The organism is Kribbella koreensis, assembly GCF_039525325.1.
GTDB lineage: Bacteria > Actinomycetota > Actinomycetes > Propionibacteriales > Kribbellaceae > Kribbella > Kribbella koreensis.
Genome location: NZ_BAAAHK010000007.1, coordinates 585,323 through 609,217, shown reverse-complemented (window position 1 = coordinate 609,217; position 23,895 = coordinate 585,323). Strand labels below are relative to the sequence as shown.

At 67.1% G+C, this 23,895-nt stretch carries 28 protein-coding genes; 16 read left to right on the top strand and 12 right to left on the bottom strand.

All coding sequences use genetic code 11. The annotated features are described in order from the left end of the window. Positions 1 to 170: 170 nt before the first annotated feature. Positions 171 to 410 (bottom strand): hypothetical protein, encoded by a 240-nt coding sequence (locus ABD116_RS16925; protein ID WP_343970323.1) that lies wholly within the window; start codon positions 408 to 410, stop codon positions 171 to 173. Positions 411 to 472: 62 nt separating this feature from the next. Then, on the bottom strand, positions 473 to 1,180 hold the full coding sequence (locus ABD116_RS16920) for an ArsR/SmtB family transcription factor (RefSeq protein WP_343970318.1): 708 nt from the start codon (positions 1,178 to 1,180) through the stop codon (positions 473 to 475). 65 nt (positions 1,181 to 1,245) lie between these two features. Here ABD116_RS16920 and ABD116_RS16915 point away from each other — a divergent pair, with 65 nt between their 5' ends. From ABD116_RS16915 to ABD116_RS16905, 3 genes are all read left to right on the top strand, one after another. Continuing rightward, positions 1,246 to 1,881 (top strand): flavin reductase family protein, encoded by a 636-nt coding sequence (locus ABD116_RS16915; protein WP_343970316.1) that lies wholly within the window; start codon positions 1,246 to 1,248, stop codon positions 1,879 to 1,881. A 130-nt stretch (positions 1,882 to 2,011) separates the two neighbouring features. Then, positions 2,012 to 3,175, top strand: a complete 1,164-nt coding sequence (locus ABD116_RS16910; RefSeq protein ID WP_343970314.1) for a hypothetical protein — start codon at positions 2,012 to 2,014, stop codon at positions 3,173 to 3,175. Positions 3,176 to 3,183: 8 nt separating this feature from the next. Continuing rightward, entirely contained in the window at positions 3,184 to 3,573 is a 390-nt protein-coding gene (locus tag ABD116_RS16905) for a RidA family protein (RefSeq protein WP_343970312.1), read from the top strand. On the opposite strand, the gene ABD116_RS16900 is transcribed toward ABD116_RS16905, so the two are convergent. Next, on the bottom strand, positions 3,570 to 4,442 hold the full coding sequence (locus ABD116_RS16900; RefSeq protein WP_343970310.1) for a serine hydrolase: 873 nt from the start codon (positions 4,440 to 4,442) through the stop codon (positions 3,570 to 3,572). The genes ABD116_RS16905 and ABD116_RS16900 overlap by 4 nt on opposite strands. Then, entirely contained in the window at positions 4,439 to 5,320 is an 882-nt protein-coding gene (locus ABD116_RS16895) for a LysR family transcriptional regulator (RefSeq protein WP_343970308.1), read from the bottom strand. The genes ABD116_RS16900 and ABD116_RS16895 overlap by 4 nt, the downstream gene beginning before the upstream one ends. A gap of 137 nt (positions 5,321 to 5,457) precedes the next feature. Here ABD116_RS16895 and ABD116_RS16890 point away from each other — a divergent pair, with 137 nt between their 5' ends. Further along, on the top strand, positions 5,458 to 6,420 hold the full coding sequence (locus tag ABD116_RS16890; RefSeq protein WP_343970305.1) for an MBL fold metallo-hydrolase: 963 nt from the start codon (positions 5,458 to 5,460) through the stop codon (positions 6,418 to 6,420). A gap of 25 nt (positions 6,421 to 6,445) precedes the next feature. Here ABD116_RS16890 and ABD116_RS16885 read toward each other — a convergent pair whose 3' ends face one another. Next, positions 6,446 to 7,312, bottom strand: a complete 867-nt coding sequence (locus ABD116_RS16885) for an oxidoreductase (RefSeq protein ID WP_343970302.1) — start codon at positions 7,310 to 7,312, stop codon at positions 6,446 to 6,448. 64 nt (positions 7,313 to 7,376) lie between these two features. Continuing rightward, complete coding sequence (locus tag ABD116_RS16880) at positions 7,377 to 8,153, bottom strand: GntR family transcriptional regulator (RefSeq protein WP_343970299.1); 777 nt, start codon at positions 8,151 to 8,153, stop codon at positions 7,377 to 7,379. Positions 8,154 to 8,240: 87 nt separating this feature from the next. Here ABD116_RS16880 and ABD116_RS16875 point away from each other — a divergent pair, with 87 nt between their 5' ends. The 6 genes from ABD116_RS16875 to pqqB all read left to right on the top strand — a co-directional run bounded on the left by ABD116_RS16875 (position 8,241) and on the right by pqqB (position 12,576). Next, positions 8,241 to 9,350: a YeiH family protein gene (locus ABD116_RS16875; protein ID WP_343970296.1), complete on the top strand. Its 1,110-nt coding sequence runs from the start codon at positions 8,241 to 8,243 to the stop codon at positions 9,348 to 9,350. 110 nt (positions 9,351 to 9,460) lie between these two features. Next, on the top strand, positions 9,461 to 9,559 hold the full coding sequence (gene pqqA, locus ABD116_RS16870; RefSeq protein ID WP_343970293.1) for a pyrroloquinoline quinone precursor peptide PqqA: 99 nt from the start codon (positions 9,461 to 9,463) through the stop codon (positions 9,557 to 9,559). A 131-nt stretch (positions 9,560 to 9,690) separates the two neighbouring features. Continuing rightward, positions 9,691 to 10,389, top strand: a complete 699-nt coding sequence (gene pqqC, locus ABD116_RS16865; protein ID WP_343970290.1) for a pyrroloquinoline-quinone synthase PqqC — start codon at positions 9,691 to 9,693, stop codon at positions 10,387 to 10,389. Then, the gene (gene pqqD, locus ABD116_RS16860) at positions 10,386 to 10,637 is read left to right on the top strand and encodes a pyrroloquinoline quinone biosynthesis peptide chaperone PqqD (protein ID WP_343970287.1); all 252 of its coding nucleotides are present in this window, start codon (positions 10,386 to 10,388) and stop codon (positions 10,635 to 10,637) included. Before pqqC ends, pqqD begins: the two co-directional genes overlap by 4 nt. Then, positions 10,634 to 11,701, top strand: a complete 1,068-nt coding sequence (gene pqqE / locus ABD116_RS16855) for a pyrroloquinoline quinone biosynthesis protein PqqE (RefSeq protein ID WP_343970284.1) — start codon at positions 10,634 to 10,636, stop codon at positions 11,699 to 11,701. The genes pqqD and pqqE overlap by 4 nt, the downstream gene beginning before the upstream one ends. Further along, positions 11,698 to 12,576 carry a pyrroloquinoline quinone biosynthesis protein PqqB gene (pqqB, locus tag ABD116_RS16850; protein ID WP_343970281.1) on the top strand — a complete coding sequence of 293 codons (879 nt, stop codon included), beginning with the start codon at positions 11,698 to 11,700 and terminating at the stop codon, positions 12,574 to 12,576. Before pqqE ends, pqqB begins: the two co-directional genes overlap by 4 nt. A 283-nt stretch (positions 12,577 to 12,859) precedes the next feature. On the opposite strand, the gene ABD116_RS16845 is transcribed toward pqqB, so the two are convergent. Then, the gene (locus ABD116_RS16845) at positions 12,860 to 14,665 is read right to left on the bottom strand and encodes a glycoside hydrolase family 2 protein (protein ID WP_343970278.1); all 1,806 of its coding nucleotides are present in this window, start codon (positions 14,663 to 14,665) and stop codon (positions 12,860 to 12,862) included. Between the two features lie 200 nt (positions 14,666 to 14,865). On the opposite strand from ABD116_RS16845, the gene ABD116_RS16840 reads away from it, so the two are divergent. Beyond that, positions 14,866 to 15,651 (top strand): epoxide hydrolase N-terminal domain-containing protein, encoded by a 786-nt coding sequence (locus ABD116_RS16840; RefSeq protein WP_343970275.1) that lies wholly within the window; start codon positions 14,866 to 14,868, stop codon positions 15,649 to 15,651. On the opposite strand, the gene ABD116_RS16835 is transcribed toward ABD116_RS16840, so the two are convergent. Continuing rightward, complete coding sequence (locus ABD116_RS16835; RefSeq protein ID WP_343970272.1) at positions 15,637 to 16,506, bottom strand: amidohydrolase family protein; 870 nt, start codon at positions 16,504 to 16,506, stop codon at positions 15,637 to 15,639. The two genes, ABD116_RS16840 and ABD116_RS16835, sit on opposite strands and share 15 nt — an antisense overlap. 60 nt (positions 16,507 to 16,566) lie before the next feature. On the opposite strand from ABD116_RS16835, the gene ABD116_RS16830 reads away from it, so the two are divergent. Genes ABD116_RS16830 through ABD116_RS16820 form a run of 3 tightly spaced genes read left to right on the top strand, consistent with a single transcriptional unit; the run spans position 16,567 to position 18,296 of the window. Further along, entirely contained in the window at positions 16,567 to 16,926 is a 360-nt protein-coding gene (locus ABD116_RS16830) for an ArsR family transcriptional regulator (RefSeq protein ID WP_343970270.1), read from the top strand. Positions 16,927 to 16,935: 9 nt separating this feature from the next. After that, the gene (locus ABD116_RS16825; protein WP_343970268.1) at positions 16,936 to 17,967 is read left to right on the top strand and encodes a serine hydrolase domain-containing protein; all 1,032 of its coding nucleotides are present in this window, start codon (positions 16,936 to 16,938) and stop codon (positions 17,965 to 17,967) included. Continuing rightward, positions 17,964 to 18,296, top strand: coding sequence for a hypothetical protein (locus ABD116_RS16820; RefSeq protein WP_343970265.1), 333 nt, complete (start codon positions 17,964 to 17,966; stop codon positions 18,294 to 18,296). Before ABD116_RS16825 ends, ABD116_RS16820 begins: the two co-directional genes overlap by 4 nt. A gap of 6 nt (positions 18,297 to 18,302) precedes the next feature. Here the strand turns inward: ABD116_RS16820 and ABD116_RS16815 are convergent, their stop codons facing one another. Genes ABD116_RS16815 through ABD116_RS16800 form a run of 4 tightly spaced genes read right to left on the bottom strand, consistent with a single transcriptional unit; the run spans position 18,303 to position 22,520 of the window. Then, on the bottom strand, positions 18,303 to 19,538 hold the full coding sequence (locus ABD116_RS16815; protein WP_343970262.1) for an ATP-grasp domain-containing protein: 1,236 nt from the start codon (positions 19,536 to 19,538) through the stop codon (positions 18,303 to 18,305). Positions 19,539 to 19,549: 11 nt separating this feature from the next. After that, positions 19,550 to 20,296, bottom strand: a complete 747-nt coding sequence (locus ABD116_RS16810; RefSeq protein ID WP_343970259.1) for an esterase family protein — start codon at positions 20,294 to 20,296, stop codon at positions 19,550 to 19,552. Between the two features lie 48 nt (positions 20,297 to 20,344). Continuing rightward, the gene (locus tag ABD116_RS16805; RefSeq protein ID WP_343970256.1) at positions 20,345 to 21,472 is read right to left on the bottom strand and encodes an MFS transporter; all 1,128 of its coding nucleotides are present in this window, start codon (positions 21,470 to 21,472) and stop codon (positions 20,345 to 20,347) included. A 10-nt stretch (positions 21,473 to 21,482) separates the two neighbouring features. After that, positions 21,483 to 22,520 (bottom strand): alpha/beta hydrolase, encoded by a 1,038-nt coding sequence (locus ABD116_RS16800; RefSeq protein ID WP_343970254.1) that lies wholly within the window; start codon positions 22,518 to 22,520, stop codon positions 21,483 to 21,485. Positions 22,521 to 22,665: 145 nt separating this feature from the next. On the opposite strand from ABD116_RS16800, the gene ABD116_RS16795 reads away from it, so the two are divergent. Next, positions 22,666 to 23,181: an ester cyclase gene (locus ABD116_RS16795; RefSeq protein WP_343970251.1), complete on the top strand. Its 516-nt coding sequence runs from the start codon at positions 22,666 to 22,668 to the stop codon at positions 23,179 to 23,181. Positions 23,182 to 23,310: 129 nt separating this feature from the next. Further along, positions 23,311 to 23,652: an MmcQ/YjbR family DNA-binding protein gene (locus tag ABD116_RS16790; RefSeq protein ID WP_343970249.1), complete on the top strand. Its 342-nt coding sequence runs from the start codon at positions 23,311 to 23,313 to the stop codon at positions 23,650 to 23,652. Positions 23,653 to 23,895 lie beyond the last annotated feature (243 nt).

Genomic DNA, 23,895 nt, shown 5'->3' with positions numbered 1-23,895 from the left:
AGCGATACACCGTGTGTAACGCCACTGAGAATCCTGCCCCGGGTTAACCGCCCGAAGGCTCGGGGCGGGATTCTCGTCTGTCGCTCGAGGCGCCCCGACGTCGTTACACACGAAAGCCCCCGGATGCTCCCGGGGGCCTTCCTGTGTTTCCTCCTCAAAACTCCAGCAAGCTACGAAGCTCGCTCAGTCGGTCGGTCCGACTCCGGTAGCGCGATCTGGCCCGCCGGCAGGCGGTCCGTCTGCTCGATACCGTCGTCGCCCTCGTACTGCACCACGCCGATCCATCCCGTGTCCTCGTGCTCGCGGCCGATCAGCCAGCCGCGCCGCCACTGGCCGTCCACCTGGACGATCACGTGGCTGGGCAACGAGAGACGGGACACCAGCTCGGTGTCGGGCTCGAACTCAGTCATGCCCGAAGGCTAGGCGGTTCCGCCGACAATTGCCCATTGACGCGTGTTCTCTATCACAGTGCTCACGATCGAGTGAGTAGTTCTTGCACAACATTGCCAGGCAAGCCGAGCGTCTCCACCGACCCCGTGACCTTGAGTGCACGGCCGCCGGGGATGCGTGTCACCCACCCCTGCCGCAACGCATGTGCGCACATAGCGGCGCCCACCGCGCCAGCGAGATGCGGTCGGCGCTCAGTGACATCGAGACAGGACCGTACTGCGGGACGCCCGCGCCGCGGCTCGACGACGATCCCGAGTTCGTCAAGCCATGCATGGCCTTCCGCCGTGAGCGCGACGCCTTCCGACCAGTCGAGCAGACCACGGTCCGTCATCACGTCCGCCAAGGCGACGCCGAGCCGTCCGGCGAAATGGTCGTAACACGTGCGAGCCCGGGCGAAAGCGTCCCGTTTCGACACCGCTGACAGGCTCGTCGCTTGCTCCGTACGCCGGGGAGCCAGCGCCGCAAGGCCTTCCAGCAACTCGGCCGTCTCCGGCCCGGCGAGCTTCACGTACCGATGCCGTCCCTGCCGTACTTCGCTCAGCAGCCCGCCGTCGACCAGCACGTTGAGGTGCTCGCTGATCGTCGGCCGCGAAACCCCGGCCAGCTTGGCGAGCTCCGTCGCCGTCCACGCCCGCTCGTCGAGCAACGCCAGGCACACCGTCGCCCTGGTGGAGTCGGCGAGCATCTTCGCCCAAGCCGCGAGCTCCTGGCCTTCCGTCGACGTGTTCACGCATCCATCCTGCCTCGCCGTCGCTTCGGCGCCCACCTAACCGACCGGCTCCTAGCGTCTGCGGCATGACGCATCTGACGATCGAACCGTCCATCCTGTACGTCGGTACGCCGGTCGAGCTGATCAGCACGGACAACGGCGACGGCACCTTCAACCTCGCCCCGATGTCATCGGCCTGGGCGCTCGGCGACGTTGTTGTCCTCGGCATCGGTACGGACGGCCAGACCGCGCGCAATCTGCTGCAGCGGCCGGAGATGGTGATCAACTTCCCGTCGCCGGAGCTGTGGACGGCGGTGGAGAGCATCGCGGGTATGACCGGCCGGTACCCCGTACCGGAGGAGAAGCGCGAGCGGTTCCGCTACGAGCCGGCGAAGTTCGAGGCGGCCGGGCTGACGCCGGTACCGTCCGAGCTGGTCGGTCCGCCGCGGGTCGCCGAATGCCCGTTGCAGTTCGAGGCTGTCGCTGACGACATCCGATTGGATGCCGGGGGCAACTTCTTCGTCGTCGAGGCGCGGGTGGTGCGGGTGCACGCCGACCAGCGCATCGTCGTACCGGGGACTTCGTACGTCGACCCGCGGCGGTGGTCGCCGTTGATCTACAACTTCCGCCACTACTTCGGCCTGGCCGGCCAACTCGGCGAAAGCTTCCGCACCGAAACACCTACTGCAGCAACGTGCAACAGTGTCTCCGGGGTGAGCTGACTGGGTGCATGCTTAGCCGGTGAATGGGGTTCGGCGGGGATGGGTTCTTGGCCTTGCGTTGGTGGTCCTGGCCGGCGGAGTCACTGGTGGAGCGCTTTGGCGGGCGCGTGGGGGCGAGAAGCCCGCGCCGGTGGCGAGTACCGCGGTACAGGTTGACGTAGTCACTCAGCGTGCTGCTGTTGATGCGATTCTGAAGCGCCGGGCCTCCGCCGTGCTGCGGAAGGATCGCGCGCAGTTCCTGGCCGATGTCGATCCGGCGAACAAGAAGTTGGTGGCCGAGCAGAAGGTGCTGTTCGGGAATCTGGTGCAGTTCGGGTTCACCAAGTTGAGCTATCTGCGGGGCGAGCCGCAGGTCAAGCAGTGGGTGGTCGACGAGTACGGGCCGACGAGTTATGTGGTCAGGGTGGTGATGGCCTACCAGATCGGTGGAATCGACGATCAGCCGGTGAAGGCCGCGCTCGGGTACTCGTTCGCTCAGCGCGGCGGGCGGTACCTGCTGGTCAACGACACCGATCTGGACGGCGGCCTGCCGAACGGGTCCCACAAGGAGGCCTGGGATCTGGGCCCGGTGCTGGTACGCCGGGGGACGCGGGCGCTGGTCGTCGTAGAGCCGGGCAACACGAAGCTGGCCGCGTCGATTCTGAGCGACGCGGAGGCTGCGGTGAAGGTGGTGAACAAGACGTGGTCGGCCGGTTGGCGAGGTGGTGGTCTCGTGATCGCGCTGACGATCAACGACCAGCAGGTGCGCAACGTCGACTTCAGCAATCCGCAGCAGGAGTCCATCGCGCAGGCGTCGCACGTCTACCGGACCTTGCCGACCGAGGCTGACAAGAGGGGCATGGACGGCGGGGCGTACGTGCTGGTGAACCCCACCGATCGCTACGACCTCGACACCCGGATCCTGGCTCACGAGTTCACCCACGTCGCCTGTGCGGCCTACGGGAACCACGCGCCGACCTGGCTCGTCGAGGGCGCGGCCAGGTACGTCGACTGGCAGACGGTCCTCGACGAACGCGGTCTGGACCGGCACCGCACGGAGGTCCGCTCGGACTATCTGGGCAAGGCGAACACGCTGCCCTCGGACGAGTACTTCTTCAGGAATCCGGGCAGCTCGTACGAGATCGGCTGGCTGACCGTCGACTACCTTGTTCGCAAGTACGGTGAGGGCAAGGTGGTCGGGCTGTACCGGGAGCTGGCTCTTCGGGGGACCGATCAGAATCAGCGGGACCGGATCATGGTCGCGCGGCTCGGGCGGAACGAGCAGCAGGTTTTTGCGGATCTCAAACGTGGTTAGGAGTCGTGGTGAGCGAGCTGACTCATCTGAACCCTGAGGGTGTCGCGCCGGGGAACGGGTACAGCCATGTGGTGAGCGGGCCCGGGCGGTGGGTGGCGATCTCTGGGCAGGTCGCGTTCGATGCCGAGGGCAAGCTTGTTGGAGAGGGTGACGCCGGTGCGCAGGCGCAGCAGGTGTTCGCCAATCTGGAGCGATGCCTGAAGGCGGCGGGGGCGACGTTCGCGGATGTGGTGAAACTCAACTTCTTCGTCACCGATGTGGCGTATCTGCCGGCGATCAGGGTGGCGCGGGACGCATACGTCGACACGGCCAAGCCGCCGGCCAGTACTGCGGTGCAGGTGGTCGCGCTGTTCCGTCCGGATGTGCTGATCGAGGTTGAGGCGTACGCGGTCGTCTAGCGGAGTTGGTCGATGGCCAGGCGGGCTGCTTCGCCGATGGCGGCGTCCACGCGGGGGAGGCGATGGTCGCCGCGGGCCGCGTGGGTGAAGACGGCGATGGCGTAGGCGTCGCCGGCCGGCATCACGATGACGCCTACCTCGTGGCGTAGGGCGCCGAAGGTTCCTGTTTTGCCGGCTACGCGTACGCCGTCGTACGGGAAGCCGGAGGCTAGGCGTTGGGTGAAGACCTGTTGCTGCATGAGGGTCTTGGCGAATGCCGTCTGCGCGTCGGACAGCAGGCGTCCGGACCACAGGTCGGCCAGTAGCGTCGTCATGTCTCTGGCGGAGCTCGCGGCCATGCCGGCGGCGTCGTACACGCCCACTGGGTCGGTCTGGTCGTTGTCAGCCAGTACTGCGAACGCGGCGTCGACGTCGCTCGCGCCTGTTCTTCGTCGCAGCTCGTTGAGGTTGCTGGCAGCGCCACGGCGTACCTGGGTGTGCTGTAGGCCGAAGGACTGCAGTAGCTGGGCCAGGCGATCCACGCCGACCTGGTTGAGCAGGGCGTCGGCGGCGGCGTTGTCGGAGACGGCCATCATCATCACCGCTAGATCGCGCAGGGACATCGTCACTGGGTCGCGGAGGATCGACAGGCCGGTGGCGCCGGGGATGCGGTCGGCTGGGTTGAGCGTCAGCTGTTCACGTGGGTCGAGCTCACCGGTGTCGACCAGATGGCAGAAGGCGACCAGTAGCGGGAGCTTGTAGACCGAGGCGATCGGTACGACGACGTCCGGGTCCAGGTCGACGGACTGCTCCGGGTGGTCGATCGAGACCGCATGCAACCACCCACGTGCCCCGGCGTCATCGAAGGTCGCCCTGATGCGCGCGGTCATGGTGTCGCCAGGGCTTGGGTCAGGTGGGGTATCGCTTCGGGTGGGAGGGAGGTGGGGGTGCCGGGGTGGGGCCAGACGAGGCGGAGGCGGACTGGGAGTGGGTCGTCGGCTAGGCGGTGTCTGCCTATGCCTGTGGCTTGGAGGGAGTCGTCTGGGGTGATGAGGATTGCTTGGGCGGCTGCGGCCATTGCTAGGGCTGCTCGGTCGTCGGTGACGACTACCGTGCCGCCGGCTGGGCGGTGGAGGGCGAGGGTGTCCAGGAAGAGGTCTCTGGCTGCAGGGGCTTCCGCACGCGGGCGCACTGCGATCGGTAGTCCGTCCAGCTTGCGCAGCGGTAGCGGCTGACCGTCGTCCGGGTAGAGGGACGTTGGTACTAGGGCCCAAGTCCTCAGCAGCGTCACTGGGCCAGCCTGGAGGCCATCGAGGACTGCTGGATGCAGTACTACGGCCAGGCCGAGCCGGCCGGACGATACCTGGCTGACCAGAGCACTGGTCGGCGCGGAGACGGCTGTCACCCGGCTACCGGGCACTGCCTCACCACATGCCGCAGCAACCGCAGCACCAACAGACGCGGGCACCTCAGGAGCCAGCCCGAGTCGAATCTCCGGGCCCTCCGGATCCTGAGCGACCGCCGCATGGTGGAACTCGTCGATCGCTCCCAGCGCCCGCCGGGCATACGGCAGCAGCGCCGCCCCGGCTGCTGTGAGCTCCACCCGCCCGAGCCCGCGCTCGAACAGCTTGGCCCCGACCATCGCCTCCAACCGCCGAAGCCCCTGTGAGAGCGGCGGCTGGGTGATCCCCACCACCCGCGCGGCATCCCCGAAGTGCTGCTCGTCGGCCAGCGCGACAAAGATCTGCAGATACCGCTCAGTCAGCATGACCCACCTGACCTGCACCGATATCTCCAGCAGATCGCCTCATATGTAAGAGCATATTCGACACGCCTCGACCTGGTCGCCTTGACTGACGACCCGAGCCGGCCCTCCGGGCCGGCAACTGAACCGAAGGAGCGGGCGTGGCTTCAGGTCGTGATGGGGTCGTGGGACGACGAGGACTGCTGGTGGGGACGGCAGCTGCTGCTGCCGGCACCGCAGGTGTGGTCGGGTGGCGTGGCGCCAACGCCTCCACCGCCGAAGCCACCCAGCCCGCGGGGCTGGGCGGGGAGCGGGAGCCGGTGACGCTTACGTGGTGGGGGAATCATGCTTGGGAGATCAGGTGTGGGCAGCGGGTCGTGCTGACTGATCCCTGGTTGACCAGGTTCAAGACCGGCACGTACAGCGCCGAGGGGGCTGATCCGGGGACTCGGGTGGTCAGTGAGCCTGCGGTGGTTGATCGGTACGTGAGTACGGCGGATGCGGTGCTGGTGCATCACGGGCACTACGACCACATCCCCGATGTGCCCTATGTTGCCCGCAAAACTGGGGCGACGGTGTTGGGGAACGAGTCGCATCTCAACCTGCTCAGGGCGATGCGGGCGCCGGGCGATCAGCTGTCGCAGGTGAGTGGTGGGGAGTACCTGCCGTTCGACGGGTTCACCGTCGAGGTGTTCCGGTCGGTGCATTCGTGTGGTGGGAAGCGGCATCAGTTCGCGTTCCCGGGGACTCGGCCGGGTGTTGTGCCGCCGAGGCCGCGGACGATCGCGGATCTGGTCGAGGGCGGGACGCTCGCGTACGTGATCACGATCGGTGGGTTGCGGATCCTCAGCCTCAGTACTGCGGGCTTCGACGCCAACGAACTGCGTGACCTGCAGGTGGATGTCGTGCTCGCGGCGCCGGGTGGGGAGCCGGGGGTGACCGATCGGTTGCTGCAGACGATCAAGCCGGTGAAGACGGTGATCGCCACCCACTGGGACGACTTCGATCAGCCACTGGACAAGCCGGCGGTCGACTGGGGCGGCCTCACCAAGCTCCGCACCTCAGTCGAAACCGCCGGCTCAACCTTCGTCACCGTCGACCACCTGAGGTCGATCACCCTCTGACGCACCGGCCTCGGTGCGCTCTGGGCTACTGGCCGATGGTGTTCAGTTCGGCGATCGCGTCCTCGGGCAGGACGAGGGAGGCGGCGGTGAAGTTTTCGCGGAGGTGCGCCACGGAGGACGTACCTGGGATGAGCGCCATCGTCGACGAGCGCTGCAGTAGCCAGGCCAGGGCGACCTGCTGGGCGCTGGCCCCGAGGCGGGTTGCGACCTTCGTCAGCGTCTCCGACTCGAGCGGGCTGAAGCCGCCGAGCGGGAAGAAGGACGCGTACGCGATCCCCTCGGCCGCGCACCGGTCGACAAGAGCGTCGTCGGAGCGCTTGGCCAGGTTGTAGAGGTTCTGGACAGTGACGACCGGAGCGATCGCCTGTGCCTCGGTGAGTTGCGTCGCCGAGACACCGCTCAGCCCCAGGTGCTTGATCAGCCCCTCCTGTTGCAGCTCGGCCAGTGCCGTGAACGCCGGGGCGATCGAGCCGTCGCTGACCTCCTCGTGCCCGGGCGCGCGGAGGTTGACGACGTCCAGTACATCCAGCCCGAGGTGCTCGAGGTTCTCCCGGACCTGGGCCTTGAGGTCCTCGGGCTCCTGCGACGGGTTCCAGCTCCCATCGGCGCCGCGCCGGGCCCCTACCTTGGTGACGATGTGCAGGTCAGCGGCGTACGGGTGCAGGGCTTCCTTGATCAGCTCGTTGGTGACCACCGGGCCGTAGAAGTCGCTGGTGTCGATGTGGTTGATGCCCAGCTCGACGGCAGTACGCAGTACGGCGATCGCCTCGTCATGGTTCTTCGGCGGACCGAAGACGCCGGGCCCGGCCAGTTGCATGGCGCCGTAGCCCATCCGGCTGATGGTGAGATCGTCCGCAAGCGTGAGAGCCCCGCCGGGAAGGTTTGTAGTCATACTCCGACCTTCGCTCGCCAGAGCCCGACCACGGGATGCCCCCGTTGTCCTGGGACTCTCAGGGCTAGGAAAGCGCGGTACCTGCCGCAGCCGGCGCCAGGCGGTAGCCGGCGTGGGCGGAGAACTCCGCAGCCAGGGCGAACCGGTCACCCCGTACTACGGTGTGCCGCCACTCGATCTTGCGTCCCTGGGCGTGCCCTAGCCGGTTGATCGAGAAGGCCGCCGCATCGGCCGGGCAGTGCAGCAGCGCTCGCTCTGCCGGCGTCGGGTTGACCGCCCTGATGTCCTCCCGGCCATGGTCGAGCCGTAGCCCGGTGCGCTCGGCCAACTCGTTGTAGAGGCTCGTATGGCTGAAGTCGGCGTCCAGTAGTCCCTCGGCCAGGGATGCGGGCAGCCAGACGCGGTCCAGCGCCAGCGGCTCGTCCCCTGCGAACCGCACCCGCTCCAGGTAGACCAGTGGGATCGACGCCTCCAGGTCCAGTCGACTGGCGATCACCCCGTCTGCACGGACGTCCAGAGCCCGTACGACGCTGTGCTGCGGCAGCCCAGATGCCTCGACCGAGGAAAACAGGCTGTAGAGCGCACCCATCGGCTGCCGGATCTCCGGCGACGTGGCCACCCGCGGCTGGCGGCCACGCTCGGCCACGATCAGCCCGTCCGCCCGGAGCTTGCCGAGCGCCTGGCGGACGGTGTGCCGGCTCACCTGGTACTCCTCCACCAGCGCGAGCTCGCCCGGGAACAGGTCGTCGAACTCGCCGGCCCGCAGGCGGCGTACCAGTTCCTGCTGCAGCTGCTTCCACAGCGGTTGCCCACCGCTGCGATCCAGCTTGCGCTCGCTCATCCGGACCTCTCCGTCGACGCCGTCTTGCCAAATGTCCGGTCATCTCCTAACTTAAATGTACGCACATTTCTGTCAGGAGGGCCGCTCGTGGTGCACGTTGAGGTTAGGTCACCGGCTGTTGCTGAGACCGGACCCGGCGCGAAGCCACACTTCATCGAGCGGGTTCCTGGGTTGTTGGTGGTGCTCGTGCTGGCTGCCGCTGCCGTGCCGCTGGGGCGGTTGGTGCCGGTGATCGGTGGACCGGTCTTCGGGATCGTGCTCGGAGTGCTGGCTGGTGTGCTGGTGCCGGCGCTGCGGGGGTCTTGGGCCCGGCCGGGGTATGAGTTCGCGTCGAAGACGTTGCTGCAGCTGTCGATCGTGGTGCTGGGGACCGGGTTGTCGCTTCAGCAGGTCGTGAAGGTCGGCGCTGAGTCGCTGCCGGTGATGCTGGGGACGTTGACGGTCGCTTTGGGTGGCGCCTGGTTGTTCGGGCGGCTGCTCGGAGTACGCGGCGATACCCAGACGCTGATCGGGGTCGGTACTGCGATCTGCGGCGCCTCGGCGATTGCCGCCGCCACCGCCGCGATCGGGGCGAAGCGCTCGTCCGTCGCCTACGCGCTGGCGACGATCTTCACCTTCAACGTCGTCGCAGTACTCGCCTTTCCGCCGCTCGGCCACCTCCTCGGCCTCGACGCCCAAGCCTTCGGCCTCTGGGCCGGTACGGCCATCAACGACACCTCCTCGGTGGTAGCCGCCGGCTACACCTACTCCCAGGCGGCCGGCGACCAGGCGCTCGTCGTCAAGCTCACCCGTTCCTTGATGCTCATCCCCATCGTCATCGGCCTGGTCATCCTGAAGTCGAGGCGAGAAGCACGCGCTGCCACTGCAGCTGCCAAGGCGAACTCCACTGGCGCAGTAAGCGAGGTGGGGGAGGGGGCCGCCGCCCTGCCATGGCGGCGGATGGTGCCGTTGTTCCTCATCGGGTTCATCGTGGCTGCTGGGCTGCGGAGCGCGGGGGTGGTGCCGGAAGCGTGGCAGGAGAGCTTGTCTTTGGTGGGGACCTTCCTGATCACCTCCGCGCTGGTGGCGATCGGGCTGTCGATGCGGCCGAGCGAGTTGCGGAAGGCCGGCTGGCGACCGTTGGCGCTGGGGGCGTTGTTGTGGGCTTCCGTAGCACTGAGCAGCTTGGGGCTGCAACTGCTCACCGGCACGTTGTGAAATAAGAAACCTGGAATACCAAATCTCGGGACAGGGCTAGTAAATGTCCCTTCCTAAGTCTTATCTTGCAGAAAGACGGCGCCCCCCGTCATGAACGCAAGGAGCTAACCATGGTGGAAACAACCCAGCGCGAAACCTGGATCGCCCCGGACTTCCTCGAGTTCGAGACTCCGACCGAAGTCACCTCCTACGCGGCGCGGATCGACTGACACACCGCTGAGCGGGGGCCTGCGTCGCAGGCCCCCGTTTTCCGTGATTTCCCCTGAACAAGTTCCGTCACAAGGCATTCCACCCTGCCCGGGTTCCATTTGTGACGTTCAATTGTGAGGCGGAGGCCGTCGTGTCCACGTTGAATGCAGAAGAATTCACCGCAGCATTACGCGGGCTGTCCTACCGGTACTGGGGAACGCACCCCTTCCACCGGCGGCTGCACGCCGGCGACCTGGACGAGCGGGAGCTGCGGCTGTGGGCCGCCAACCGCTGGTACTACCAGAGCATGATCCCGCAGAAGGACGCGGCGATCATCAGCAACTGCCCACTCGCGCACGTCCGCCGCCAGTGGATCGACCGCATCACCTACCACGACGGCACGGCAGGCAAGGACGGCAAGGACGGCGGACTCGAGCGCTGGCTGCGGCTCTGCGAAGCGGTCGGTCTCACCCGCGAAGAGGTGCTCGACGAGCGTCACCTCGCCCCCGGCGTCCGGTTCGCCGTCGACGCCTACGTCAGCTTCGCGCGGACCAAGCCCTGGGTGGAGGCTGTCGCCTCCGGCCTGACCGAGATGTTCTCCGGCCACCTGATGAAGCAACGCGTCGTCGACATGCTCACCGCGTACGAGTGGATCCGCGCCGAGGACCTCGCCTACTTCACCAACCGCATCGACGCGGTCTCCGGCGAAGGCCAGGCGACCCTCGACCTGGTCGTCGAGCACTGCACGACCCGCGAGCAACAGGACAAAGCGATCGCCGCGCTCTCCTTCAAGTGCGACGTCCTGTGGTCCATGCTCGACGCGATCGAACGAGCGGCGGCGAAGCAATGAAACCGCGCCTCAAACGAGGCGTCCGCCTGACCTACGACCACACCCGGGACATCCAGGTTCTCCTGTACCCCGAAGGCGTGCTCGTCCCCAACCCGACAGCCACTGCGATCCTCCGGCTGTGCGACGGCGAGGCCGACATAGCCGCCATCACCCTTGCCTTGAGCAACCAGTACGACGGTGTGAAAGCCGAGCAAGTCGTCGACGTACTCACCCGGCTCGCCGATCGACAGGTGGTGGAGTGGTCATGACGGAGGCACCCCTCGGGCTCACGGCGGAGCTGACCCACCGCTGCCCGCTGCACTGCCCGTACTGCTCCAACCCGCTCGAACTCCTCCAGCGCGACCAGGAGCTCAAAACCGAGCAGTGGAAGGACATCCTCACCCAAGCGCGCGAGCTAGGCGTCCTCCAGGTCCACTTCTCCGGCGGCGAACCACTAGGCCGCCCGGACCTTCCCGAACTCATCGAGCACACCGCCAACCTCGGCGCCTACGTCAACCTCGTCACCAGTGGCCTCGGCCTCACCGAGAGCCGCCTCGACACGCTCGTCGACAAAGGCCTGTCGCACATCCAGCTCTCGGTCCAGGCCGCCGACGCCGAGCGGGCGAACAAGATCGCCGGTACCCGCGCCCATCACCACAAGATCGTCGCCGCCGAGCTGATCAAGCGCACCGGCATGCCGCTCAGCGTCAACGTCGTGCTCCATCGCGCCAACCACGACCAGCTCGAAGGCATCATCGCGCTCGCCGAGCAGATGGGCGCCGACCGGCTGGAGCTGGCCAACACCCAGTACTACGGCTGGGCCCTGCGCAACCGCGACCAGCTGATGCCGACGCGAGAGCAGCTAGAAAAAGCGCAACCCGTAGTACGGGCCGCGATCGATCGGCTGAAGGGCAAGATGCAGGTCATCTATGTCGTCGCGGACTACTACGAGGAGTATCCGAAGCCGTGCATGTACGGCTGGGGTGCTCGTCAGTTGACGATCGCACCGGATGGGACGGTACTTCCGTGTCCGGCCGCGAGTGCGATCGAGACCCTCGACCTCGACAACGCGACGAGTAAGTCGCTGCACGAGATCTGGTACGGCTCGGAGTCGTTCAACGCGTATCGCGGTGAGGACTGGATGAGCGACACCTGCCGGAGCTGCGACCGGCGTGGACTCGATCACGGTGGTTGCCGCTGTCAAGCATTCCTGCTGACCGGCGACGGAGCCGCGACCGACCCGGTCTGCAAGAAGTCACCCGACCGCGGGCTGGTCGACCTGATCCTCGAGGCGCAGGCTAAGCCAGGCCTGCAGTTCGAGATGCGCCGATGAAGGCGATCCTGCTCGGGACCGCCGCCGGTGGAGGCTTCCCGCAATGGAACTGCGCCTGCCCGACCTGCTCCGACCCCGGCCTCCTGCCCCGGACGCAGGACGGTCTCGCGATCAGTGCTGATGGCAACGACTGGTACCTGGTGAACGCGTCGCCCGACATCCGCGCTCAGATCCTCGCCACCAAAGAGCTTCGAGCCGGACCGGGGCCCCGGGAGACCCCGATCAAGGGCGTCTTCCTGACCGATGCCGAGCTGGATCACACGCTCGGCCTGATGATGCTGCGTGAGGGCACCGGCCTCGAAGTGCATGCGCCGCCGGCTGTCCTGCAAGCGCTCAGAGACGACTTCGCGGTACGCCCGATGGTGAGCAAGTATGGTGCTTGGACCTGGTCGACGCTCGGCGCCGATCAGTACCTGGCGGGTCTCCGCGTCAAGGTGCTTGCCGTCAGCAACAAGCGTCCGAAGTACGTGACCAGCGCGACGGGCGATCCGTGGGTGGTCGCGTACCGGTTCGAGGATCCCGCGACCGGGGGAGTGCTCGTCTACGCGCCTTGCCTGGCGAGCTGGCCGGACGGGTTCGACGAGTTCGTGGACGGTGCCGCGTACGTAGTACTGGATGGCACTTTCCATGATGGTGGGGAGATGTCGGACAAGGCCGATGCGACGGACAAGGCGCAGAGCGTGATGGGGCATCTGCCGATCGAGGCCAGCCTCGAACGCATCCGCAAACTCAGCGCCGCCCAACCCGGCACTGCCTGGGCCTACACGCATCTCAACAACACCAACCCCGCCCTGGACCCGGCGACTTCGCAGTACGCCGGAATCCGGGCGGCAGGCGTCAAGGTCCCACCCGACGGGACCGTCCTCGCCCTCTAACTCCTCTCCCCCCACCCCACCCCACCCGCCGCCCCAGCCCACCGCTTTGGGGGCGAGCCCACAAGTAGTGGGCTCGCACACCCAGCGGTGACCTTGAACAAGAAATACCGTGTTCAAGCCCACCCTTTCCTGTTCAAGCCCACCCTTTGGTGTGCGAGCCCACTACTTGTGGGCTCGCCACCAAAGCGGTGGGCTTGGACAGGGTGTGCGCTGTTCAAGCCCACCGTTTGATGTTCAAGCCCACCAGTGGTGGCTTGCGACGGTGCGTGGTGGGGTGGGTGGGTTACTGCTCGTACGCCGCGGCGCGGACCTGGACGGCCTTGATGCGGGGGACGTCCAGCTTCGTGCTGCGGTCGAACCGGTAGATGCCGTTCTCCTCCTGGAAGACGTCGGTCAACTGCGTGTAGCAGTAGCCGAACATCAGCGGGTTGCCGAGCAGTACGCCGACCAGCCCGGCGAACCGGTCATAGAAGTCGGCCTCGTCCTTGACCCGCTGGCCGTATCCCCACGAATCGGCGGAGTTGCCAGTGGCTGTCGCCGCCTCCGGGTTCCACCAGATCCCGCCGAACTCGCTGCAGAAGTACGGCTGCCCGTTGTACTCCTGCGAGATCGCCCGCCCCTCCGGACCGGTGTTCCCGTACGGCGAACCGTCGGCGAGCCCGGCCATCTGCTTCCCGAACTCGACCGGGTCCTGCTCATAGTTGTGCGAATCCCAGACATCGGTCTCCGGCACGCGATGCGAGTAGCCCGACGTGTCGAGCACCGGCCGGGTCGAGTCGGCCGCCTTGGTCGCCAGGAACATCCCGCGCATCACGTCGTCGAGCTGGGTGATCCTGTCGTGCAGCAACTGATGCGTCTCGTTGAGCGGGCACCAGCCGACGATCGACGGGTGGTTGTAGTCGCGCTCGACGGCCTCCAGCCACTGCGTCACGAAGGACGCGGTCGGCTGCTGGTTGTCGTCACCGGTGCCGGCGACGCCCGCACCCCAGTCGCCGAACTCGCCCCAGACCAGGTAGCCGAGACGGTCCGCGTGGTAGAGGAATCGCTCCTCGAACACCTTCTGGTGCAGGCGTGCGCCATTGAATCCGGCGGCCAGGCTCAGCTCGATGTCGGCGACGAGCGCTTCCTCGGACGGTGCCGTCATCAGGCTCTCGGGCCAGTAGCCCTGGTCCAGGACGAGTCGCTGGAAGACGTGCTTGCCGTTGATCAGGACGGCCTGGCCGTTGATCGAGACGGATCGCAAGCCGGCATAGCTGTCGGCCGCGTCGGCGAGGTTGCCGTCGGCATCGATCAGCTCCAGGCGGACGTCGTACAGGTGGGGATCGGTGGTGTCCCAGAGCCTCACGCGATCAGCCGGTACCGCGAGCACGAGTCGCGGGGCGAGATCGAGATCCGCGCGGACCTCCGCCGCCGCGACTTCGCCCGCGGCATCGGACAGTACGGCGCGGACCTTCCAGCCGGGTTTGTTGGCGGAGAGCGGCACCGACACGTGGAAGCAGGAGCCCGCTACGTCGGGGGTGATCCGCGGCCGGTTCAGGTGGACAGACGGGACGGCCTCCAGCCAGACGGTCTGCCAGATGCCGGTGGTCCGGGTGTAGTGGCAATCGGCGTTGAAGTACGGCTGGGACTGCTTGCCACGCGCCTGTACGCCGTATCGGCTGTCGCGCGCGCGGACGACGATCGTTGCGTCCTCACCGGGAGCCGCGACGGCGCTGAGCGAGGCGCTGAACGGGGTGAAGCCGCCGCGGTGGCGGGCCACCTCGACGCCGTTGACCCAGACGGTCGCGTCCTGGTCGACGGCCTGGAAGTGCAGGACCGCGTCGTTGCCGGCCCAGTCGGCGGGGATCGTCACCGTGGTCCGGTACCAGACCGCCTCGAGGAAGTCGAGGTTCTCGATCCCGGACAGCTGCGACTCCGGGGCGAACGGCACGGTGATGCGTTGCAGCAGGTCGCGCTCGCGGACTCCGCGTTCCAGTCCGGAATCGGACCGGTCGAGTTCGAACTGCCACTCCCCGTTGAGGTTGAGCCAGTCGGGGCGGGTGAACTGCGGCCGTGGGTGCTCGGGGCGGGGTTGCTGGGCAGTGGGCATCGAGGGCTCCCAGGGCTGGAGGGATGCGGTCGCTGATGAGCGTACAACGTTGTAATAGGCGTGGGCAACGAACGGGCGGAGAGCGCTCAGATGTGCAACAAGCTGCAATTCTGGTTGAAAGGTTGACCGCAGCGAACTATTTGGGGGCCTTAAGCATCATGCTGGTGGAAGCGGCGTGGGGGAGATGGCGGAGGAGATGGGTGACGACTGAGCGCACAGCCGAGGTGCGGCGGCTGCGGGTGCGGGTACCGCAGGCCGACCTCGACTCGCTGTACCGGCGGTTGCGGACGTTCCGGGACAGTGGCGACTACATCGCCGCCGGGCTCGACCGGATCGTGCCGGCCGCCTACGCCGACGACCTGGTCGACTACTGGGTCAACGGCTACGACTGGCGCGCTCACGAGAACAGGCTCAACACCTACGACCACTACAGCACCGAGATCGCTGGACAGTTCGTGCACTTCCTGCACCTGCGATCGGCGAACCCGGATGCTCAGCCGGTACTCCTGACGCATGCCTGGCCGAGTGGCGTGATGGATGCGCTCTCTACTGCTCTTCCGTACGAGGCGCAGGGCCGCTATCACCTCGTCATCCCGTCTATCGCGTGGACGGCGCTGGCAGGCTTCGGTGAGGGGTCCACTAGTCGGCGTACGGCGGCCGGGTGGGATGAGCTGATGCGCCGGCTCGGGTACCACGACTACCGCGTGGGTGACGACCGCGACGGGTTGAGTGCGACACCGGCGTACACGGAGGTCACCGAGACGCAGGCCGAGCGGCGCGGGCTGGATCCGGTGGAGCTCGCCGAGGTCCGCTGGTTCAACGAGAACCTCACTGCCTTCAGTGAGCGGCAGCAGATCTCATCGCTGGTGCTCAGTACTGCCCTACATGCCTGGCATGCGCAGTTGGTCGACCTGCTGGTCGATCGGGACGAGATCCTCACTGGGCTGACCCTGGCGTGGTTCGCTGCTCATCTACCCACCGAGTAGGCGGTTGCCGTTCTCCCAGCAGACAGCTCGTAGCCAGTCGTCGCCTAGGTCGAGTTGCTCCAGGGCTTCTAGCTGTACTGCGTACTGGTACGGGATGTTCGGGAAGTCGGAGCCCAGGACCACCCGGTCCTGGAGTGCGGCGTAGCGGGGGAGCAGGTCGCGGGGAAAGGGCGCCAGTGCCTCGGTGAACGGGGTGCAGGCCATCGTGGTGTCTAGGTGGACGTTGGGGTAGGTCTCGGCGAGCTGTAGATGCTCGGCGTACTCCGGCATGCCCAGGTGGGCGATGACCGCGGTGAGGCGGGGGTGCTTGCGTAGTACGTCGCCCATCGGGCCGGGGCCGGTGTGGCGGCCGGGGATCGGGCCGGAGCCGCAGTGGACGACCACTGGTACGCCGGACTCGGCCAGCTGGCCCCATACCGCGTCTAGCTCGTCGTCACGCGGGTCGTAGTCGCCTACCTGGACATGCACCTTGAAGATCTCGGTGCCTTCGTCGAGGGCTTCCTTCACGTACTGCGCTGCGCCGGGCTCCGGGTAGAAGGTGCCGCTCGAGACGCAGCCGGGAGTGGTCGCTGCGAAGTCGCGTGCCCAGGTGTTGAGGGACGCGGCCATGTCGGGCTTGTGCGGGTAGACGAGTGCGGGGAACCGGCGTACGCCGAGGTCCTGCAGGGTCTGGAGTCGCTCGGCTACCGGCGTGCGGTAGGTGACCGGCCAGGGGGTGCCGTAGTGGGTCGCTGCCTGGTCGAAGTAGCTCCAGACGGCATCCATCACCCGGTCCGGCAGGAAGTGCACATGCACGTCCACCAGCCCGTCGAGCCCCAGCCGCTGCCACCACCCAGGTACCTCGTCGTCACGCACCCCGCCACCCTACTTCTGCCGGTACTTGCAATAGCTACGTAACTACGTACTATCCACAATGTGGAGAACCCTGTGGATAACCGGCTCGCAGAGCTGGAACGGCGCGTGGCTGCGCTGGAATCCGAGGGGTTGTCCACACGGGGCGCAGAGGTGGCCGAGGACTGGGCGGGGTTCGCCGGGGCGTTGGCTGCGCTCGGGAGTCCGGTGCGGCTGAGGCTGTTGCAGGAGATCGTCCAGGGGAGGAACACCGTCAATGCGTTGAGCGAGGTCGACGGGCTGGGGACCAGCGGGCAGATCTATCACCACCTGCGGCAACTGACGGCTGAGGGCTGGCTCCACAGTCCTAGTCGCGGTACCTTCTCCGTCCCGCCACCACGCGTGGTCGCCCTTTTGGCAATCCTGGAAGCCCTGCAGAGGTAAGCCTTGAAAGTGGTTGCGATAGTGGTCGCGCTTGCAGTTGTGGCCGGAGGCTGGCTGGTTCGGCCGCGGACGATCGAGCTGGAGCCGAACCGGACAGGTGACAACAAACTCCAGACGTACATCGATCAGCACTACACCGGCGCCGGCCATCGCCTCGAAGTCGTTGTCATCGGCGACAACTCGCTGACCTTCGCCGGGCGGGGTGCCAACGAGCACAGTGAGTTCGAGATCGGGTCGCTCAGCAAGTGCTTCACCGGACTACTGCTGGCGAACTCGATCCACCACGGTGAGGTGAAGCTCGACGACCAGGTCGGCACACTCCTCCCACTGCAAGGCGCCGAGGTCTCCACCGCGACTCTCGAAGACCTCGCCACCCACTACTCCGGTCTCCCGCGTACGTCGACCAAACCTCTCGACGTAGCGCGCGGCCTGCTCACCACCCTCGACGCGGGCAACCCCTACCCGTACACCGTCGACGACGTGATGAGCCAGGCGAAGGCCGACGCGGGTGGCCGCGGCGAACCGGCGTACTCGAATGTCGGCGCGGCCCTGCTGGGCCAAGCCCTGGCACGCAGAGCCGGCATGAGCTTCCCGGACTTCCTGCGCGAGCGCCTCCTGAAGCCACTCGACCTGGCCGAAACCCACGTGCCGACGACGATCGACGACGCGGCCCCACCCGGCTACAGCTCCGGGGGACGCAAGGAGGAGCCGTGGATCCAGGACGGCTACGCCCCGGCCGGCGGCATCGTCTCCAGTGCAGGCGACCTCTCCCTGCTGGCCCAGTCGTTGCTGCGAGGCAACGGAGTCGAAGCTCTGGCGCCGAGACGTGACTTCGAGGAGGGCGACCGGATCGGCTACTTCTGGCTGACGAGTCCGTTGACCGGCACCGACCGCCAGATGGTCTGGCACAACGGTGGTACCGGCGGTTACCGCTCGTTCGTCGGCCTCGACCTGGAGAAGAAGCGAGCTGTCGTGGTGCTGTCCGACGTGGCCGCCGATGTCGACGAGTTCGCCACCAAGCTCCTGGCGGACCAGTCGTGAAGTACTACGCCATCGCCCTGGCCGTGGGCTACCCGCTGCTCGCACTCTGGCAGATCCGCGCCAGGAAGCTCCGCGACCGCCTGGACCTGCTCATCATCCTCGTGGCCGGCATCCTCTTCCTGCTGCTCTCCCGGACCATCACCAACTGGCAACACGTCCCATCCTGGCTCTGGCTCGTCGGCCTGGCCCTGCTGGCCGCGGCCACGGCGTACTCCGGCTGGGCCTGGCCAGACCTCCCCTGGCTCAGACCCGCCCGCCCCCGCCGCCGCGCAATCTCCGCAGCCACCCAACTGATCATTGCCGCGACACTGGTCGCACTACTCGTCTGACGGCGGCTACTTCGCCTGGTCGCTCACCCAGAGGCCGGTGAGGCCGCGGAAGTGGGCCAGGAACTTCTCCTGCTCGTGGGCCGGGTAGGTGGCGGCGACCGTCTCGCGCAGGATGCGGTCGAAGTCGTCGCCGGAGACCCAGTCGACCAGCTTCGCGTCGAAGTCGGTCAGGTTCTCGGCACACCACTCGTGGTACTTCGCGGTCTCGAAGTACTCGTCGGCCAGCGCGAGGTAGCCCGCCAGCTTGGCGTCGTAGTCGAGCGAGTCGTCGTCGGCGATCGCGAAGTACCGCTCGGTGTGCAGGTCGACCTTGGTCCGCCGGCCGGTCGCCAGCGAGAACACCGACCACTTCACCAGCGCGCTGATCGCCCACGGGAAGTAGTAGTGCAGCGAGGTGATCGCGACGTCGGGGCAGGCGTTCGCATAGTCGATCGGGTGCACCGAGTCGCCGGCCACCAGCATCTCGCAGGAGTTGAACTCCCAGCCGAAGAAGGCGTTCACGATCCGGCTGATCGCGACCGCCTGATGACCGGCCGACGGGCTGAGGAAGTCGTGCGACACGGCGTACCGGTTGTGCATCGGCTCGTCCGGGCGGAAGTCCATCACCATCGTCTCGGCGCCGATCGACAGCGCCCGGGCGAACTTCTCGTACTCGACCGTGGCCTGCAGGTGCATCAGCATCTCGCCGGACTCGTCGTACGCGGTGTGCAGGTCGTCGCGGTTGTTGATCCGGGAGACGCCGCGCCAGCCGCCGCCGTCGAAGGGCTTCATGTACATCGGGTAGCCGAGGTCGTCGGCGATCGCGTCCAGGTCGAACGGCTTGTTGTACTTCTCCGACGTGTACGCCCAGCGCACGTTGTCGACCGGGTTCTTGAACGGCACCAGCACGGTCCGCGGGATCTTCAGGCCGAGCCGCAGCATCGCGCAGTACGCGCTGTGCTTCTCCATCGCCTGGAAGGTGAACGGCGAGTTGAGCAGGTAGGTGCCGTTCATCAGCGCGGCCTTCTTCAGCCACTCGCGCGGGTGGTAGTACCAGTAGGCGAGCCGGTCGATCACCAGCTCGACCCGGACCGGGTCGTTCAGGTCGAACGGCTCGATGGTCAGTCGTTCGGTGCCGAACTCGTGGGTCCGGTCGGCGGTCTTGACCGGGCCGACGCGCTGCAGCAGCGCCTCGAACGCCTGCGGCCAGTCCTCCTCGGCGCCGAGCAACAACCCGATCAAGTGCTGAGAGCGGTCAGCCATCTTCAAGCTCCTTAGACGAATCGGGGCAGGTGGTGGGCGAGCTGCTTGCGCCACCAAGGCCAGTCGTGGGCTACGTCGTGTCCCCAGAGGTCCAGCTCATGGGGAATGCCTTTGGCAGCGAGTACTGCCGCGGTGGCGCGCGCGGAAGGCAGCGAACCGGTCGGGTGGGTCTCCCAGTCGCCCTGGCCGACCGTGAGCACCAGGAAGAGTCGCTGGCGCAGCCACTCGAGGTGGTCGCCCTCCAGGTTGGGCAGGTAGTCGGCGGGGTTGTTGAAGTACGTCGCGTCGCCGCGCTCGCCCCAGGCGTGCCAGCTGGCCGCGTCGTAGTTGCCCGACTGGCAGATCGCGATCGGGAACAGGTCTGCCCGCTTCACCGCGAAGTTGAGCGCATGGAAGGCTCCGAGGCTGCAACCGGTGGTGATGATGTCGCTGGCGCCCGGGGTGTCGCTGCCGATCGCCGGTACTACGTGGTCGAGGATCCACGACTCGTAGAGCCCATGCCGTCGCGCGCGCTCCTCCAGCGGGATGCTGCGATCGGACCAGCTCACATGGTCGTACGAATCGACGCAGTACAGCTTGACCCGGCCGGCCTCGATCAGGTCGGCCACTGCTCCGACCATCCCGTTGTTCTCGTAGTCCCAGGCCCGGCCCTGCTCACTGGGGAACACCAGCACCGGGCGACCGTAGTGCCCGTAGCGGATCAGCGTGCCGGGCCTATCCAGCCCTGGTGCATCCAGCTCAACTTGCTCGCGCTCCATGTGGCCTCACCCCTGTCCTAGTGTCCCGGTCGCCACCCTGCCATGTCTTTACCTCGCTCGCTTCGTCCCAGCGCGTCCTGCCACCGGACCGAGGACAGCGACGATTACAGCGAGTACTGCGACCCCACCCAATGCCGTGGGCAACGACCATGCACTCGACACCGCACCCACAGCGGCAGGGCCGAGCAGGAAGCCGAGGTAGGCGATCGTGGTGACAGTGGAGATGGCGCCGGCCCGCCGCTCGGGCCCGGCCCAGGCGCCGGCCATACCGATGATGGTCGGCGCACAGACCGAAGTACCCAGACCTGCGATCGCTATGCCGACGAGTGCGAGCCAGGGGCTGCCAGCTGCCGCCGCCAACCCGCTGCCGAGGGCTGCGATGACGCCACCGGCTACGAGGAGTTGCGTGGGCTTGAGTTGACGGAGGAGGACGTTGCCGGTGAGTCGTCCAGTCGCTGCAGCGGCTGCGAAGACGGCTGGTGCGCTCGAGGCGAGAGCAGGTGCTGCGCCGAGGGTGGTGTCGAGGTGTACCGCGCTCCAGCTCTGCCAGGCGTTCTCGACCACGTAGGCGAGCGCGCAGAGTCCACCGAAGATCAGTAGCGCCGGTTCGAGCCGGCGAGGCGCCTTCTCCTTCACTACCGGCTTGATCCGCGTCGAGCCGGGCGCGAGGACCAGAGCGACAACCAGAGCGACTAGGACGAACACCCCGCCGAGCACCGGCAGTGCACCGGCTCCGGCGGCGCGGAGGCCCGCAGTACCGAGGCTGGCGACGACTACCGCGATGGAGAAGAGCCCGTGGGCCAGGTTCATCAGTGGCTTGCCGCCGGCGGCCTCGGCGGAGGAGCCGGTTGCATTGATGGCTACGTCGGTTGCGCCCGAGGTGGCGCCGAGCAGGAAGAGTGCACCGCCCAGGGCGACGGCTGAGCCGGCCAGCGCGGGTAGTACGCCACAGGCGGCGAACAGTAGGACGGCGACGGGCAGCACTACACCGCCGTACCGGTCTATGAGGTAGCCGGTGAAGCGCATGGAGAAGAGGGCGCCCAGGCCGACGCACAGCAGCGCAGCACCGAGTTGGGCGTCGGTGACGCCGGCTTCGGCCTTCACCGCGGGGAGGACCGCTCCCCACGCACCCCAGAAGAGACCGAAGGCGCCGAATCCCGCGAGTGTTTTGAGCACCCGCTCGAGCCTATGCCCAGACGCGGTTGAGCAGCTCGGTCAGGCAGGGGTCGAGGACGTCGCGCCAGGCGGTGAAGTTGTGCATGTCGGGGGTCTCGTCGAAGGCGACGTGGAGGCCGAGCTTGGCGAGGTGTGCGGCCATCACGCGGTTGTTGTGCACGTTCTCCTCGGGCGTGCCGGCCGTCATCGAGATGGCCGGGCTGCTCGGGAAGGCGGTCGCCTCGAGCACCTCGTTCACGAAGCCGGTGACCTCGGCGTAGTACTCGAACCGGGCTTCCTGGGGGTCCGTGTCGAGGGTGAAGAAGGAGCCGGACTGGAGGAAGAGCCCGGCGAAGGTGCCGGGGTGGTGCCATTCGGCGTACAGGGCGGCGAGGGCGCCGAGGCTTGCGCCCATCAGGACCGGCTTCTTGCTCCGGTACGACGACGTGACCGCCGGCAGCACGTTTTGCGTCAGGGCTTCGGCGTACCCCGGATTGGCGGCGTACCAGAGGTTGCGTGACGTCGGCCGGATCAGGGCGAGACGCAACGGTGGCAGCGTGCCGTCGGCAACCATGGCGCCGACGTAATGGGTCAGGCCGGCGTACGCAGCGAACTCGGGCCCGTCGTGGGCCAGCAGCAACGGCAGCTCGAAGCCCGGCGCGATCCCGTCCGGCGACCAGACGGTCACGTCGATCGGTCCGACCGGAGTCGGGTCGACACCCAGCGGAGTCAGGGTCGACGCGATCGGCTCGATCGTGATCCAGTCGGGCTCGAGGTACCCGGGCAGCGGCAGCCAGGAGTGCTCGCCGAACGCGCCGCCGACGACCCGCGGGTTGGTCGGGTCGGTCCGCATGCCGCTGCCGGCGATGTCGAACAGGTACTCCATCCGGTGCACCGAGGGGCGCGGCAGCCGCAGTTCCCAGCCGTAGTCGACCGGTTTGAACTCGAGCTGCTCGGCGGCCAGCCCGAGCTCTTCCCACAGCCGCACGCCGGTCAGCGCATGCGACGGGTCGCCGAGGCGGAACACCACTTCAGCGCCTTCGACCGCGCTCACGATTGCTTCGGGCATCAGACCACGGTACGGCCTTCCGGCGCCGGAATCGTCCGGTATGGGCACCTGCCGGGCCCGATATAGGCACCTCGGTACCGATGCGGACGCTGGGAAAGCGCCGGAAAGTGATGCTGACAACATCTGACCTCTGGAGTGAGCTGCGATGACATCGACCGAACTGGCGGCCAAGGAAGTCGCGATCGAGTCACTCATGGTGATGGCGAGCGGATCGCCGGCCGACTTCCGTTCGCTGTTCCATCCCGACGCGACCAATCGGATGGCTGTGGACGAGCCACTCGCTTGCCGTGGCCGCGGCCCGGAGGCCTACTACGCGACCGCTGAGTGGCTGCGCGGCGCGTACGCCGACCTCGGCTGGACGGTCGAGGACGCCGTGGTGGACGGCGACCTGGTCGTCCTGCACGCGACGATGTCGGGCCGGCATACGGGCCCCTTCGTCACGTACGACGAGAACGGGCGGGCGGCGCAGGCGTTCCCACCCACCGGGAAGAGCTTTGCCGTGACCCAGACGCACTGGTTCCGGCTGGCCGACGGCAAGGTGATCGAGCACTGGGCCAACCGCGACGACCTCGGCCAGGCGATGCAACTCGGCTGGATTCCGCCGACCCCGGTCTTCCTGATCCGCATGCTCCTGGCCCTCCGCAAGGCCCGCCGCTCCTGAACCGTCCGCCGCCGTAGTCATCCCGCGCAATGCCGGAACACTGACAGGCCTTGGCAGTGTCCGGAGGTAAAGTCGGCGCACGGCGCGGTTGTGGCGTCAGGGTGGTTTGCGCGGACCCGGAGGCGAAGAATGGTCGATCTGGAGGACATCCGGGCGGTGACCGAGGGGTTGCCGCGCAGTTATGAGGTCGTCGTGCGCGACCGGATCAAGTTCCGGGTCGGGCAGATCGTCTACCTCGCGCTGTCGCGGGACGAGAAGACGATGGGGATCGGGTTTCCCAAGGAAGAACGGGCAGCGGCGATCGCGGCGTACCCGGAGAAGTTCCTGCCGCCGAGCAAGGCCGACGAGCGGTACAAGTGGATCGAGGTCAACCTCGCCGTGCTCGACGAGGAGGAGCTGCGCGAGCTGGTGCTGGAGGCCTGGCGGATGTGCGTGCCCAAGAAGGTGGCGGCCGAGTACTTCGGCGAGTAGCCGGACAGGGGCCTACGGCAACAATGTGAAGTGGTTGTCATCCCTGGGGATGATTCCGGGGCTCCCCGGGGGCGACTTGCGTCACGTCGGAACCGTTCCCGGGGAGGATGGAAAGCACGGCTCTCCCCGGCAGGCTTGAAGGTATGACCGGGGACTTCTTGCCACAACGCCGCCAGGCGTCGCTACTTGCTCAACTGCTCACCATCGTCGTGCTCATCGCCGCAGGCATCGGCGCGTGGTTCC

Excerpts from the sequence above, each read along its gene's own strand:
- ABD116_RS16915 (WP_343970316.1), top strand. The coding sequence starts at position 1,246 with ATGACGCATCTGACGATCGAACCGTCCATCCTGTACGTCGGTACGCCG.
- ABD116_RS16895 (WP_343970308.1), bottom strand. The coding sequence starts at position 5,320 with ATGCTGACTGAGCGGTATCTGCAGATCTTTGTCGCGCTGGCCGACGAG.
- ABD116_RS16815 (WP_343970262.1), bottom strand. The coding sequence starts at position 19,538 with ATGGCTGACCGCTCTCAGCACTTGATCGGGTTGTTGCTCGGCGCCGAG.
- ABD116_RS16790 (WP_343970249.1), top strand. The coding sequence starts at position 23,311 with ATGGTCGATCTGGAGGACATCCGGGCGGTGACCGAGGGGTTGCCGCGC.
- pqqE (WP_343970284.1), top strand. The coding sequence starts at position 10,634 with ATGACGGAGGCACCCCTCGGGCTCACGGCGGAGCTGACCCACCGCTGC.
- ABD116_RS16810 (WP_343970259.1), bottom strand. The coding sequence starts at position 20,296 with ATGGAGCGCGAGCAAGTTGAGCTGGATGCACCAGGGCTGGATAGGCCC.
- pqqB (WP_343970281.1), top strand. The coding sequence starts at position 11,698 with ATGAAGGCGATCCTGCTCGGGACCGCCGCCGGTGGAGGCTTCCCGCAA.
- ABD116_RS16880 (WP_343970299.1), bottom strand. The coding sequence starts at position 8,153 with ATGAGCGAGCGCAAGCTGGATCGCAGCGGTGGGCAACCGCTGTGGAAG.
- ABD116_RS16900 (WP_343970310.1), bottom strand. The coding sequence starts at position 4,442 with ATGACCGCGCGCATCAGGGCGACCTTCGATGACGCCGGGGCACGTGGG.
- ABD116_RS16885 (WP_343970302.1), bottom strand. The coding sequence starts at position 7,312 with ATGACTACAAACCTTCCCGGCGGGGCTCTCACGCTTGCGGACGATCTC.
- pqqD (WP_343970287.1), top strand. The coding sequence starts at position 10,386 with ATGAAACCGCGCCTCAAACGAGGCGTCCGCCTGACCTACGACCACACC.
- ABD116_RS16845 (WP_343970278.1), bottom strand. The coding sequence starts at position 14,665 with ATGCCCACTGCCCAGCAACCCCGCCCCGAGCACCCACGGCCGCAGTTC.
- ABD116_RS16925 (WP_343970323.1), bottom strand. The coding sequence starts at position 410 with ATGACTGAGTTCGAGCCCGACACCGAGCTGGTGTCCCGTCTCTCGTTG.
- ABD116_RS16795 (WP_343970251.1), top strand. The coding sequence starts at position 22,666 with ATGACATCGACCGAACTGGCGGCCAAGGAAGTCGCGATCGAGTCACTC.
- ABD116_RS16800 (WP_343970254.1), bottom strand. The coding sequence starts at position 22,520 with ATGCCCGAAGCAATCGTGAGCGCGGTCGAAGGCGCTGAAGTGGTGTTC.
- pqqA (WP_343970293.1), top strand. The coding sequence starts at position 9,461 with ATGGTGGAAACAACCCAGCGCGAAACCTGGATCGCCCCGGACTTCCTC.